Origin of the sequence: Paenibacillus sp. JZ16 (assembly GCF_015326965.1) — a bacterium.
GTDB lineage: Bacteria > Bacillota > Bacilli > Paenibacillales > Paenibacillaceae > Paenibacillus_AQ.
Window position 1 is genome coordinate 1,005,465 of sequence record NZ_CP017659.1, and the last position, 14,220, is coordinate 1,019,684.

Genomic DNA, 14,220 nt, shown 5'->3' on the forward strand with positions numbered 1-14,220 from the left:
TGAGCTATAATTCTATGATGCTACTCCGTGCAAAACATGCTTCGAAAGCATCCGCTAATCTCTTTATTTCCTGACAACGGGAATCCACATTTCACCAAAAACTAGGTCGTCTCGCTGACCCATCTCAACCGTTGCATTTGGCCCGCTAAACATAGGCGAAATTCTTGGCTACCGGCAATACTTGACCAAAGGCAACACCAGCAAGCATATTCCTCAACTCATCAGCCGTCTTCCCTTCCCCTTTTACTACGAGGTATTCCCCTTTAGGAAACTGAATACCTCGGGTTGCTTCGGGCACCGATTTCTCTGTCGTCTTCTTAAATTTTCTTTTTACTTGATGGGTTTATCATATTCTTTAATCATGTCAAAAAGTGATACTGTTTAGGGAGCGATGAAAATATCATAAATAGGCCGCCGATTTATTGCTGTCGGCAGCCTTCTTCAGATGATATAGATCTAAAGTTTCTAAAACAAAAAAATCCGCGAATTCCGCGGATTTAATGCATAATAGACTATTTATTGAAAGTGACCTGCTCTGAACCGCCCTCAAAAACGATCGACGTGTCCCGCGGCTTCGTTTCGGCGATTTTGCGGCCGCCTCTGAACGAATAAAGCACTGCGGCTTGTTTGCGAATGGCCTCATATTCGTTCTCTGCTTCAAGAACGATGAAGTTGGCAGGCTTGCCTTCTTCAATACCGTACACATCCTCGATATGCAGCGTTCTTGCACTGTTTTTCGTAATGAGATCAATCGAGTTCACGATCTGATCGTAACCGAGCAACTGCGAAGCATGGATGCCCATGTGCAGCACTTGAAGCATGTTGCCCGTGCCTAGCGGATACCATGGATCAAAGATGTCATCGTGACCGAAGCACACATTAAGACCGGCTTCCTGCAGCTCTTTGACGCGAGTCAGCCCTCTTCTTTTCGGATACGTGTCGAAGCGTCCCTGCAGGTGGATGTTGACCAAAGGGTTGGAGACGAAATTGAGGTCCGCCATCTTCAGCAATCTGAACAATTTGTACGTATATGCATCATTGTATGAACCCATCGCCGTCGTGTGGCTTGCCGTCGTGCGGGAGCCCAGCCCGCGTTCGTATGCTTCTTTGGCGACGACTTCCACGAAACGGGATTGCTCGTCGTCGATTTCATCGCAATGGATATCGATGAGACGGTCGTATTTTTCGGCGAGGTCAAACGCAACCTTCAGCGAATCGACGCCATACTCCCTCGTGAATTCGAAGTGAGGAATACCGCCGACCACGTCAACACCCATTTTCAGCGACTCTTCCAGCAATTCCGCACCGTTCGGGTAGGAGTGAATGCCTTCCTGTGGAAATGCTACAAGCTGGATGTCGATGTACGGTGCCATTTCTTCTTTCACTTCCAGCATCGCTTTAACTGCGGTCAAGCTTGGATCGGTGACGTCCACATGCGTGCGCACATGCTGGATGCCCTGCGCCATCTGCCACTTCAGTGCAGTTTTAGAGCGCGTTTTGACGTCTTCATGCGTCAGGAACGCCTTGCGTTCGGACCAACGCTGGATGCCTTCGAACAACGTTCCGCTCAAATTCCACTCCGGCTCGCCCGCCGTTAATGTTGTGTCCAGGTGAATGTGAGGTTCAATGAACGGTGGCAGGACCAGCGAGCCCCCCACATCAATGACTTCCTCATTCGCAGTTGTTTCCAGAGACTGCGTGATTTGCCCAAACTTCCCGTCTTTCACGACGATATTCCATAAACCTTCTTTACCCCGCAATTTTGCGTTCTGTATAATCATTTGATTTCCCCATTTCATTGGATTCTTTGGCAGGAACGATCAGCATTAACACGATGTAGGCCACTGCCGTACCGATCAGTGCGTTCAATGGCGTTATTCCCGGAGCCAGCTGGGCAAAAGCAACGCCGATAGCCCAAGCCGCCATCGCTATCCAGTTTACCTTCTTGAAAGTCATGTCGGCAAACGGTTTATAGTTTCTGCGCTTCACAAAGAAGTAGTCCGCGATGATGATGGCTCCGATGGACGGGATCGCCGCACCCAGCACATTCAGGAAACCAACGAAATTGTTGTACATCCACATGGCCAATACGGTACCCACGATGCCGTTTACGATGACGAAGAATTTCTTTGAAATTTTAGTAATGTTGGCAAAGCCCAGTCCTGAAGCATAAAGCGCATTATCGTTGGTCGTCCAAATGTTCAGCCCGAGTACGATGATCGCGGGAATCATCAACCCTTGCAGGAACATGACCTCCGAGATATCTGCCAGGTTGTACGCCATTGCGCCGACTGCGCCGAACAGGAACATGAGCGAGTTTCCAAGAAAGAAGGCAAGGACCGTCGCGGTCACCGCCTGCCGGGACGACTGGGAGAACCGTGCAAAATCCGGCGTCAAGGTCCCGCCGCTAATGAATGAGCCGATACAAATGGTCAGTGCTGCTGCCGCTGTGAGGCTCTGTTCCGGCGTGTAATCGAGTAAGCCTTGAAGGCCGCCAAGCGAGCCTGCGCCTTCGAACATGGAATAACTGCCGAGAATGGCAATGGCCGGAACCGCAATATAACTCAGAATGACAAGCGACTTCATGCCGTAGATGGCTGATGCCGTCATGGCGAGACCAAACAAGAAGATCAACAGGTAAACGTTCCAACCCATCGCTTTGGCGACGGGTATCGCGAACATGGCTACTCCGACGCCGAACCATCCGACCTGCGTGAAGCCAAGAAGGAACGATGGCAGGTACGACCCTTTCTCACCGAACGCATATTTTGCCAGCAAATGCGTGGAGAGGCCTGTTTTGGCAGCGATATGCGCCAGCGCTCCTGTATAGATGCCGAGTGCCAAATTGCCCGCGAGCACGATTCCAATGAACTCCATGAACGTTAAGCCGACTCCGAGCGTCCCCCCTGCCAGCATGCTTGCCGAAAAGAATGTGAACCCTAACATGACGGATAACGTCTTCCAAAAATGGTTTCTCTGCGTGTTCGGCACCGCTTGCCACGAAAACTCTTGATCTTGTTTGCTCATCAGAATACCTCCAGGTTAAAGTGTTCTGATACCAAAGAAGCAGAAAAAAGAGGCTACTCGTCAAGTCTTAACTGACAAGTAGCCTCTTCTTCACATCATAACCCGCGCGAAGACGCAGAGCATCCCTTGACGGAATACACACTGATCCTCGCGTGATTATAAAAAATCCGCTGCCCTTGCCAGCCTCTCTGGACTGAATTAAAGGTACCAGTATTCAATTACATTCTATTATTTTGGAAAAACCTACAGATGTCAATGTTATAATTATCCAATGGTTAAAATCCGACAGCTCTCCCCAGACTATAAATTCAGTTTTTCTATCTGGTATATAGGAGTATTTAATAGCTGCTATATGAAGTCGCTAATTTACGCGTATAATAGTTCATTTACAGTCGAAAAAATAGTTTAGCATACCAATTCATCAACTTAAATAAATCATATATTCCATAAAGGGGCGTCCGTTGCTTAATAAGTTGTAAAGGCACCTGACAGTAGTTAATCTTTTAATCAGTGCAGTGAAGAATTTATATACTTCATACCAAAAAAGCCGCATAGGATGCGGCTTTAAGGTCTTCAAGTTCTTTTCGTCCAATCAAAACAAAGTCCAAAAATGATCCGCCATGATTCCCATTGGTAATCCCAAATTTTATAGAAACCCGTCACTCCGCGTTTCGATGTACAGCCCGTAACGCAAATTCATGAAGATTGCGGAAACGCTGCCCTAGCAGCTCATACCCCTCGGCTCCAGGATGCAGACCATCCGTCAGAAAGGCTTCATCCTCCGGACCGAACCAGTTCAAGCCATCCTGATAGTATAACTGGCGATCGCCCCGATCCCTTAGCAGCTCCACGGTCTCACGGATCAATTCCCGCATGAGGGGCAGGGTGAAGCCCTGCGAATTGAGCTGCGTTTCGCGGACGGTGCCATAAATCGGAGAAATGACAAGCAGCGGGGTATCCCTGTGTTTGTCGCGTATCGTCGCCAGCAGGCCAATCAGCAGCGGCTTGAACATGCGAGGGCTTATGGTGCCCCCGCCATAGATGTTCACGCCAACACATATCGAGATAAAATCGGCAGGCAAGTCGCGAATCAGACGCCCGATCATAGGTTCCATGTGACAGTTGCCGGAGAAGCCGAGATTGGTCAAGCTGAAGCCGCAGGCTTCGGCGGCAATGGCAGGCCAAGCGCGGGAGGGGCTGGAAGCCCCGACGCACTGCGTAATGGAGCTCCCGTACGTAATCCAGCGGGGACGGGTATCCTGCAGTGTGACTCCGACGGCATGGGCATCAATCCGTAGGCCGGAGACGGTTATTCCTATATTTTGAGGGAGCCAAATCTCCAAATCCTTGATTCCGTCCTTAAGTCCGCTGAACAAGGCTTCTGTGGCTCCAACGGGCAGGCTGAGCGTCTGGCATAATTCCCCGTCTGCCATGCAATCCATGGCGGCGGCGTCCGAAAGCGGTGCAAAAGAAACTGCCACCTCGGTGGAGTCCGTCCGCAGCCGCAGGCGAACACCGGCACATATCTCGGCTTTGCCATCGATTCCCGCAGGCGGGTACAGCTCGTAATCCATGTAAGGAATCCGCCATGGCTTGATACCATCCTCCCGGTGCTCGAGCGACACGGCACCGTGAAACCACTCATCCGTTAATGGAAGCTGCCTCACGGTGCACCCCTTTGCTTCTGCTTCTCAGCCGGAATGAAATCTTCTCCCAGCCATACATCCTGCTCCAGCAGCCGCTGCTGAAGCTCGGTTACGGAAATGCCGCGAGAACCGGTGCCGTCCCGCAGCGCCAATGCCGCTGCCGTTCCCGAGGCCTGGCCCATGGAGAAGCAGTTCGGCATCACCCGAAGGGAGCCTTGCACTGCTCGGTCCGAGGATACGCAGCGTCCGGCAACCCAAAGATTGTCGATGCCAACCGGCAGCATGATCCGGTACGGTACGCCGTGTGAAACCCCGGGCGGCAGATGGTTAAAGGTCATCTCGCTTTTGCTGTTGGCGAGATGAATATCGATGTAGTATGCGTTGCGGGCAATATCATCCGGGAAGGAACGCGCAGCAAGGAAGTCATCGACCGTCAGGATATAGTCTCCTTCAATCCGCCGCGTCTCCCGGATGCCGAGCTGCTCACCGCTCGCTACCATATGGGCGCGCTCAAAGCCGGGCACATAGCGGCGGAAAAACTGCAACTGGCGTTCCGCTGTGCGGCGTCCTTCAATCGCCCCCCGCGTCAAATCCTCGGCAAGGGTGCCGTCCACGCCGAATACATGGCCGAAGTTGACGCCTACCAAATCGTCGCTGACCCAGGCAAGGCCGGAGATCGACTTACGGCCCTCCGGCAGCGCACCGTCCTCGATCGCCAGCTCCACCGTCTTGTGCAGTTGGCCCGTATCCCCGCTCTCCTCCAGGTAACGTCTGAACGTTGGACGGTCCACATTCGCAAGCAGATAGCACATGCTGCCGGGCTGAAGTTCGCCCGCTTCCCCGCCCTTCTGAAAAGGAACTCCCGCCAGTGCGGCAATATCGCCATCTCCCGAGCAATCGATAATATACCTGCAGGGGATGAAAGAACGTCCTGTTTTGTTAACAATAACGACACCATCAACCTTCCGGTGATCCTCTGACCGGACAACATCATAAACAAAGGTGTGATACAGCGGCGTCACACCGCTTTCCAGAATGGCATCGTCATAAACCCGTTTCAGCACTTCGGGATCGATCGGCACCCAATCCAGCATTTCTTGATATTCCTCACGGTACTGAGGATCGCATGCCTGCTTCATCCGTTCCATCAATTGAAGGCCGAGACCGCGGATAATCGGCTTCCGCTTATCCGTAAAGGGACAGAAAGCCGGAACGAGCGCAACCGTACCCATACCGCCGAGGAACCCTCGCTGCTCCACCAGCATCGTTTGCGCTCCACCTTTCGCAGCGGCAATGGCCGCGGCGATGCCGGAAGCGCCTCCGCCGATGACAAGCACATCCACCTCGCGGGCAACTGGAATACTGGCAGATGGCAACGTAATATGTCCTTTCATAGAAACCTCCCCATTCTGTATAGCTTTAACATGTCATCATTACGTATGGACTGTGCCTTTCAGACAAAGATGCAGCAATTCATCTACATGCGCTGTTGCCAGGCATTCTACGGTATCGGCAGCGCCGTAGTAGATTTTGACCTCCCCGGTATCTTCCAAAATCATGCCCCCAGGAAAAATAACATGATTGCGGAAGCCCCCATCGGTCTCATAATCGGCTTCCGGAGCAAGCAGCGGCGTCTCGGCTCTGCCGATGATCCGGCTGGGATCGGCAAGATCCAGCAGTAAAATCCCGGACGTATAACGCTTCTTCCAGCTGTCCTCCCAGCCGTTCTTGCCTCTGCTGGGATCGATGTCCACGGCATGGAACAGGGTCAGCCAGCCTTTGTCCGTTTTGACGGGGGGAGCGCCTGGGCCTACCTTGTCATTGGCATAAGCTACATCTTCAACCGCCAGCAGCAGCTTGGAGTTTCCCCAGTATTTCAGGTCAGGCGAGTCGCTCATCCACATGTCGAAGCGGTCTATCCCGCCCCGGCTGTATACAGGCATCGGACGCTCCAGCCGGACGTACTTGCCCCCGATCCGCTCCGGGAACAATACCATGTTGCGGTTATCCGGCAGCGATAGGCTTAGCACCTCGAAGGATCTGAAATCTTCGGTGACGGCGATGCCGCCGCGGAGCCCGTGCTTGGTGTCGACCGCAAAGCACATATAACATTGTTCGCCGATTACCGTTAGACGCGGGTCATACACGCGGATGACCTCTTCATCATGCCAGAACCAGCACGGTTCCGGCTGCACATCCCACTTTATGCCGTCATCGCTGAAGGCCAGCCCAAGATTCGTTGTATGATGAGGGGCAACAATCCCTTTAAGTTCATCACCGTAGTCATTGCGAAAAACCATCACATATTTGCCTTTAAATTTGGTGACTCCGGCATTAAAGACCATCGCCGGACCGTAGGGCACATCACCCGGAGTCAGAATCGGATTCGCGGAATGCCGGGTCATGATCGGGTTGGAAAACAAAGGTCCCACTATAATATCGCTCATATGCATCAAACTCCTTATATATGGAATTATGAAATTAACCTTTGACTGAACCCGCCGTCACTTGAATAAAGGATTTGTTCGCCACAATATAAGCGAGAAGCATCGGCAAAATCGACAGGCATGCTCCCGCCATCATCAAATGGATCTGCATGGCCGCGGAAGAACCGTAACGGAGATTCGCCAGCCCGACGGTGAGCGTCTGCAGCTGCGGATTCGTCATCGTGAACACCAGCGGCAGAATGTATTCGTTCCAGACATGGCGGAAAGCAAACAGCCCGGCCACGCCAAGCCCTGGAGTCAGGAGCGGGAGAATAATCCGGAAGAAGGTTCGGACAAAGCCGGAGCCGTCCACCATGGCCGCTTCGTCAAGCTCTCGGGGAATCGCTTTGAAGAAACCCAGCAGCATAAAAAATGTGCTGGAATGGGCGCTGATCAGAATCAGGATCACGCCCCACAGCGTGGTATTCAGGTTCAGCGCGACCATCAAATCAAATTGCGGGCGCAGCACGATAGCACCGACAGATATAAACATCATCGACGCCTGCGTCGTCACATACAGGGATTTGCCTCGAAATTGGCGACGGTCCACCACATAAGCCGCCATGGCAGCTACCAGCAGGGTGCCAGCGGTAACCATAATGCTGACAAAAGCGCTGTTCCAGGTATAGCGGGCAAAATTAGCCTGCTTCCAGGCTTCGGCGTAATTGACGAACTGCAGCTTGGCCGGCAGCAGGCTGCCGCCGGTCATCATTTCGGCGCCGGTCTTGAGCGAACCGGACAATGTCATCAACAGCGGAAATAATGTCAGTATCGCCGTAATCAATAAGAACAGCCACATCACCGTACGGCCCACAATTCTGCCTGTGTGACCGGAAGGCGGGCAGGCGGTGATTTTGCCGCGCGCATCCGGCTGTTCGGGTAATACCTGTTCGTTCATCTTCTGAGCCTCCTGCACGCCTAATGATCAATCGATCTACGGCGTTGTTGTCAAATCGTAAGGGCCTTCGCTAAATTGGCGTCGAATGTTGCTTATAATACATGTTCACAAACCACGTGAAGTGGACTTTTTTATAGAAACTCTAATAAAGCTTGTTCATTTTACGGCTTAATAAGAAATACAGGCCCGTAATCGCACCCACAATAACAGCGGTTGCGAAGCCTACCGCGCTGCCGTATCCAAGCTGCTGCTCCACTGGAGAACCCGTGGATACCGGGAACAACAGTTTGTATAGATAGAGATACATGACCTCGGTTTTGCCTATCGGTCCGCCTTCCGTGATGAGCATAATGCTCTCATAGCCTTTCAAGGATGCGATAATCGCGAGCATAATGACCAATTGGGCAACCGGAGCCAGCATCGGAAGCGTGATGCTCCAGAACCGTCTTCCGGCATTCGCGCCGTCCATGGCCGCACTTTCGTACAAATCCTGCGGAATGCTCTGCAATCCAGCCAGAAACAGCAGCATATAGTTACCAACCGCGCCCCATACCGCCACAAGAATGACCGTAAGCATCGCATGCTTTGGGCCGAGCCAGTCGATGGGCTGCGAGACAAGATGAAGCTTCATCAGTACAGTGTTTACCATCCCGTTATAGGAATTAAAGATCGTATAGAACACTACGGATATAACCGCAGTGCTGATGATCGTCGGCATAAAATAGATCCCGCGCAGCAGTTTTCCGCCCCGCAGCTTGCCGTTCAGGATGACTGCCAGCAGGAGGGACAACGGCAGCGTCAGCAGCAGCTTGCCTCCGGCATAGATAAAGGTATTGCCAACCGATTCCCAGAACAGTGCATCGCGCATCAGGCGACGGAAATTGTCCAGACCAACGAACAGCGCATCTCCATATCCCGCATAGTCATAAAACATATAACGCAGCATCCATAACAAGGGATAGATGCCCAGAGCCACCGTCAAAATGATGCTCGGGGACAGAAACAGAGCATTCTCCTCCAGCCGTTTCCATTTAATACTCACGATTGCTTCCTCCTTCGGGGAAAGAAAAGGGGCATCCACCAAAAAAGCGTGCGGCAGCCCCATCCTTGCCTGTTATTCTCCCTGCGGTTTGGTTGGATTAAAGGCAGGGTTCGGTGTTACTTTGACCTCGCCTTTCTCCACCGCTTTGGACAATGCGGCGTTGTATCTTGTGTTTAAATCCTCCGTAATCGCTTTCAGGTCTTCATCGCTAAGCATATATTTGAAGAATGCATCCGCATAGGTGGATCCCTCCGGAGTAACGTTTGGCGAAGCAGGCCAGAGCGAGTCGTGTTCCCCGACCAGGAAGCCTTCCATGCCATTGATGTCCGGATCTTTTGCCTGTTCTACAATGCTGGGCACAATGGCAATACCGAAGCCTTTTTCATGATAGGTCTTCAGAACCTCATCGCCGTACATATACTGCATGAACTTCCAAGCCGCTTCCTTATTGGCCGATTGGGCGCTGATGCCGAGCCACGTTCCGGCTGACACAATTTCGGAAGTTCCCTTAATCTGACCATCCAGCGTTGGAGCCAACGCGCCCCCCAGTTGATTTCGGTCGGGAATTGGTCCATGTACACGCCTGGCTCCGTCGAGAAGGATAGATACATCCCGATTTTGCCTGCGGCGAATTGTGCGCGCAGCGGGTCGATGTCCAGCGCTTCCGCGCCAGGTAGAATGCTTCCGTCTTTATGCATTTGCTTGAAATATTCAATGACCTGCGAGTAAGGTTCAAAATCGAATTGGCCTGTTTTCAGATCAAAGCCTAGTCCCTGATGACCGCTCAAAGAAAGAATCTCCCGGACGGAACGGTCAAATGCTTGCTTCGGATTTTTGAAGTTCAGCGCAAAACCATAGATGCCCTCGGCCTTGCTGACTTCTGTAATTTTCTTGGCATCCTCCACCATTTCCTGCAGCGACTTCGGAGGATTCTCGATGCCCGCTTTGGCAAAGAGATCCTTGTTGTAGACCAGGCGCATGGTGAGGCCGGTATTGGCGAGCGAGTACACCTTGCCATCAAAACGGTTGACATCGTCGATCAGCAGGCTGCCGAACTTCGCTTTCAAGTCATCGGTAAAATACTCGTCAATCGGCGCGAGATACCCTTTTTTGACAAATCCGGATGTATTGGCGCTCTTTAGACGCAGCACATCCGGCGCCTGGTTGCTGGAAAATGCAATGTCGACGCTTTGCGCGTAATTCTCGGACATGACCGTCAATTCCACCTGGATGTTATCGCCGTTAGTTTCATTGAACTTGTTGATTAATTCCTTGATATACTCCTGGTCATGACGGTCGTCAGTCCAGTATTTAAGCTGTACGGGTTGGCCCGTCTCGGTTGATGGTGCTGCCGTTCCTCCGTCAGACTTGCCATTCGTCGTACCGCCATTGCCATTGTTGTTGTCGCTCCCGCCGCAGCCTGCGATTCCGGCGGCCAGAATGAGGCTCAAGCCGAGACTTAACCATTTTTTTCGCATACATTCTACCCCTTTGATTAACGTTTGTATTGTGAGCTCGTTTTTAATTATAGAATCCCGTTCTCGGAAAAGGAGTGAGGCAAATTCACTCTCAAGGGATAGAATTCTATGGTCTCCTGCAGCACTCGCCTCATGCCTCCGACCGGTCCATGTGATAGCCCGCCCTGAAATCCGACGGTGTCTGGCCGGTGATCTTCTTAAACATCTCGCTGAAATATCTGCGCTCCTCATACCCTACCGCCGCAGCCACCTCCTGCACCTGCGCTCCCTCCACCAGCAGCAGTCTCGCTTTTTGAATGCGTTCCGAGGTGATAAACTGCGTGACCGTCATCCCTGTCACTTGCTTGAATAAGCTGGAAAAGTAGCTGGCACTGAGATGCACATACGCGGCACATTCGCCAACGGTAATATCCTCGGACAAGCGGCCCTTGATATAGCCTATGGCATTATAGATAACCTTCTGTCCTTCGGATAAGCTGTTCCGGCGAACCAGCTCGGCTCCCTCCGTGCACAAGGCATGCAGATGACGCTGCAAAGAGGCCAGCGGCAGCCCCGCCGTCCCTTGTACCGTTCTGAATTTCTGAATCATCGGCTGTATCTCCGAATATGGAACCATTTCGTAAAGCGTGCGGATTGCTGAAGCGGCCAGCTCATCGTACAGGCTGAGGAGATAATCCGGATTTTGCCGGGAGATCCGTTTCTGCAGCGCTTCCGAAATCTCGGACAGAATCGCGTCCGTCCGGACAGCATTGCCGGAACGAAGAGCCAGCAGGAGCTCGTCCTTGTACTCCAATGCCAGCGGCTCCTGTCTTCCGCTCTGATGGATATCGTCATGCATAATGGCAGCATTGCCTTCGGTGAACAGGTGATGGGAGAGCGCTTGATGAGCCTGGCGATAGGAATCCGGGAGCCCGCTGATCTCCTCCACTCTGCCGCCGACCCCGATCGAGACCGTAAACTTGGTGAATCGTTCAATATTCCGGCAGCACTGCTCGGCAATTTCGATCGGACTGGACGGTCCTGAAACGTTCAGTACGGCCAGGTACTGATCATGACGGGCACGGAAAAGAACGCTGTGCGCATAATGGGCAAGCGTCTCCTGCATAATATTCAACAGCGAGAACCGGATCAGCTCCATCTCTTTCACGGACTGCTCGGCAACCTGCTCCCGAAAACGATCAATTTCAATCAGCATCACCACGAAGCCGTGCGGATCAAGCTCAATATTCAGAAACTCCCATCGTTCCGATGCCTCTTCCCATGAAGTGCGGTGGCTTACGAGCAGCGTAAAGTATTCCTGCCGCAGCGCCGGCATGCTCTCGCGAAGCTTGTTCTCCATTTCCCTCAAACTTATCCGTTTGGACCTCTCTTCCATAACCTCTGCTTTGGCTCGCAGAACAGCCGACATCATATCTTCTTCGGTGAAGGGCTTCACCACAAAATCAAACGCCCCCAGCTGCACCGCCTGCTGCGCATATTCAAAGTCGGCGTAGCCACTAATCAGAATGACCTTGCAGTTGGGGTTCTCTTCCAGCAACAAACGCAGCATGCTCAACCCGTCCATGATCGGCATCCGGATATCGGTAATAACCAGATCCGGACGCAACCCGTTGATCAGCTTAAGCCCCTCTTCCCCATTGCTCGATACACCTGCAACCCGAATCCCCTGCTCTTCCCAATTCATCGCGGTCAGCCCGTCAACCACGCTTTTAATGTCGTCGATAATGCAAAGACTGATCGCTTCAGGATTGCTCATCCAAATGCTCCCCTTTCTTGGGCAATGAAATCCGTATTTCGGTTCCGCGTTCCGGGGCACTGTCTACGTGAAACTCCGCACCGTCCCCATAATAGAGCCTGAGCCGCCGAATCAAATTGGACACCGCATATCCCTTCTTCGACTCCAGCAAAAAGAGTGCGCGCACTTGGGTCTCATCCATGCCCCTGCCGTTATCACGTACGGTAATCGTCCAGCATTTCTCATCCCCGCTAATTTCAATTTCGATTAGGCCGCCGTTCTTCAGGTCGCGAAAACCGTGCAAAATGCTGTTCTCCACCAGCGGCTGCAAAATGATTCGCGGAATCGAAAGCGATGACACCTCCGGTTCGCGTACATGGATCTCATAAGTGAATAAGTCTTCATAGCAGCTTAACTGCAGTTCCAAATACTGGCGCACATGTTCCAGCTCTTTCGACATTATCGTGATTTCCTGTCCATTGTTCAGCCCGAGTTGGAACAGGCGGGAGAGCGACATGACCATTTGCTGCGACGGTTCGATCTGCTTCAATTTCAATTTCCAGTAGATGGTGTTGAGCGTGTTGTACAGAAAATGCGGGTCCATCTGCGCTGACAGCGCCTTGATCTCTGCCGTTCGCTTATGCGTCTGCGCTTCCGTTACCTCATCAATCAACACCACAATCTGTTCCAGCATCCGGTTAAACCGAAATCCCACTTGAGCCAGTTCATCTCCGCTGCCACTCTCAAAACGGGCGGTCAGATCGTTGTTCTCGACCCGCTTCATCACCTTCAGAAGCCCTTGCAGCGGCTTTAGCAAATAGCGTGAAAATGCGCCCGAAATCAACGTGGTCACGGTAAAAGCAGCCAGCGTAACCCCGGCGATCAGCCATTTGACGAATACCATGTCCTGGAGCACGTCAGCCCGGGAACGGATGGTGGTCATCGTCCAATCCGCTATGCCGAGACGGGCATAATTAAGCAGATAGGTTTGGCCGTCCAGATCAAAAGCCTGACTTCCCTCCGAGCGGTTCATCATGCCATTCAAATCTCCCGTCTCCACCGCCTGCCTGATCAGCTGTTCCTTCACGGGGTAAACCGTCTCTCCATCATCGTTAAGCAAGAAGCTGGACGCTCCTTCCGCGGTGTTTCCCTGCACGAGCTTGCGGAAGCCGTCCTCCCGGATATTCACGACAATATAAACACCGCTGACCGGTGTGTCAAAGATCGGCTCCAGAATGAGCGAAATGACGCGTTCCTTCCCGGAGAAGAGCATATCCTCGTGACCTTCCACCCACAGGTTCTTTTTCTCCTGTTCGATGCGCTCATATAGAACGGTATCCTCGAATGCGGTGAGCCGATTGCGGTTCATAGAAGAAGGATAAAATTCGCCAATCGGCGTAAATACGTAGATCGATTGGATAAGCGGCTCGGCGATCCGCGCCTGCGAGAAAACGTTATCAAGATCATTCAGATGCGTATAATATCTGCTGGCATCCCCGGAGGCGGCATCTCTCAGCATGTCGTAGAAAGGCTGGCTGATCATAAACGTCATCATAATCAGCATCAGTTTATTCAGCTTCTCATCCACGATCTGTGCGGACCTGACCACCGTGTCCTGCGTGAGCTTCAGCGCATTCTTTTCCAGTGTGGCAGCCGAGATATAATAAGACAATCCTCCGGTCATCAGGACAGAAAGCACGATGACAGCCAGAAAAGCGATCTTGAGTTTGTTGCGGAACGATTGCCTGCGGAGATACTCCAAGCTTTTCACGCCTTCCGTTACATTCTATTCTTTGATTATGTCACTGCATCCCCTGTACGACAATGCAAAAAAACGAAGCTGTCCCAAAGCAGCCATTCATGGCTTTAGGGGCAGCTCCTTCGTATGATCCCATTAACGCTGACCGA

9 protein-coding genes and 2 pseudogenes are annotated in these 14,220 nt (G+C 52.2%); all 11 read right to left on the reverse strand.

The features are described 5' to 3' along the window. Positions 1–63: 63 nt before the first annotated feature. Positions 64–286, reverse strand: a pseudogene (locus BJP58_RS04450) (effector binding domain-containing protein); the annotation flags it as partial. A gap of 226 nt (positions 287–512) precedes the next feature. Continuing rightward, positions 513–1,781, reverse strand: coding sequence for a cytosine deaminase (locus BJP58_RS04455; protein ID WP_194542960.1), 1,269 nt, complete (start codon positions 1,779–1,781; stop codon positions 513–515). Further along, on the reverse strand, positions 1,750–3,027 hold the full coding sequence (codB, locus tag BJP58_RS04460; RefSeq protein WP_194542961.1) for a cytosine permease: 1,278 nt from the start codon (positions 3,025–3,027) through the stop codon (positions 1,750–1,752). Before codB ends, BJP58_RS04455 begins: the two co-directional genes overlap by 32 nt. A 659-nt stretch (positions 3,028–3,686) precedes the next feature. Next, positions 3,687–4,694 (reverse strand): SGNH/GDSL hydrolase family protein, encoded by a 1,008-nt coding sequence (locus BJP58_RS04465; protein ID WP_194542962.1) that lies wholly within the window; start codon positions 4,692–4,694, stop codon positions 3,687–3,689. After that, positions 4,691–6,067 (reverse strand): FAD-dependent oxidoreductase, encoded by a 1,377-nt coding sequence (locus tag BJP58_RS04470; RefSeq protein WP_194542963.1) that lies wholly within the window; start codon positions 6,065–6,067, stop codon positions 4,691–4,693. The genes BJP58_RS04465 and BJP58_RS04470 overlap by 4 nt, the downstream gene beginning before the upstream one ends. Positions 6,068–6,106: 39 nt before the next feature. Further along, positions 6,107–7,120, reverse strand: coding sequence for a glycoside hydrolase family 130 protein (locus BJP58_RS04475; protein WP_194542964.1), 1,014 nt, complete (start codon positions 7,118–7,120; stop codon positions 6,107–6,109). A 34-nt stretch (positions 7,121–7,154) separates the two neighbouring features. Then, positions 7,155–8,057 (reverse strand): carbohydrate ABC transporter permease, encoded by a 903-nt coding sequence (locus tag BJP58_RS04480; RefSeq protein WP_194542965.1) that lies wholly within the window; start codon positions 8,055–8,057, stop codon positions 7,155–7,157. Positions 8,058–8,199: 142 nt separating this feature from the next. Then, positions 8,200–9,099, reverse strand: a complete 900-nt coding sequence (locus BJP58_RS04485; protein WP_194542966.1) for a carbohydrate ABC transporter permease — start codon at positions 9,097–9,099, stop codon at positions 8,200–8,202. Between the two features lie 72 nt (positions 9,100–9,171). Next, positions 9,172–10,577, reverse strand: a pseudogene (locus BJP58_RS04490) (ABC transporter substrate-binding protein). 130 nt (positions 10,578–10,707) lie between these two features. Beyond that, positions 10,708–12,333, reverse strand: coding sequence for a response regulator (locus tag BJP58_RS04495; protein ID WP_194542967.1), 1,626 nt, complete (start codon positions 12,331–12,333; stop codon positions 10,708–10,710). Next, positions 12,320–14,083, reverse strand: a complete 1,764-nt coding sequence (locus BJP58_RS04500; RefSeq protein WP_233354957.1) for a cache domain-containing sensor histidine kinase — start codon at positions 14,081–14,083, stop codon at positions 12,320–12,322. The genes BJP58_RS04495 and BJP58_RS04500 overlap by 14 nt, the downstream gene beginning before the upstream one ends. Positions 14,084–14,220: the final 137 nt, after the last annotated feature.

What these genes read in the sequence shown, in the direction of transcription:
- BJP58_RS04455 (WP_194542960.1), bottom strand. Translation starts at nt 1,781, where the DNA reads ATGATTATACAGAACGCAAAATTGCGGGGTAAAGAAGGTTTATGGAAT.
- codB (WP_194542961.1), bottom strand. Translation starts at nt 3,027, where the DNA reads ATGAGCAAACAAGATCAAGAGTTTTCGTGGCAAGCGGTGCCGAACACG.
- BJP58_RS04470 (WP_194542963.1), bottom strand. Translation starts at nt 6,067, where the DNA reads ATGAAAGGACATATTACGTTGCCATCTGCCAGTATTCCAGTTGCCCGC.
- BJP58_RS04475 (WP_194542964.1), bottom strand. Translation starts at nt 7,120, where the DNA reads ATGAGCGATATTATAGTGGGACCTTTGTTTTCCAACCCGATCATGACC.
- BJP58_RS04480 (WP_194542965.1), bottom strand. Translation starts at nt 8,057, where the DNA reads ATGAACGAACAGGTATTACCCGAACAGCCGGATGCGCGCGGCAAAATC.
- BJP58_RS04495 (WP_194542967.1), bottom strand. Translation starts at nt 12,333, where the DNA reads ATGAGCAATCCTGAAGCGATCAGTCTTTGCATTATCGACGACATTAAA.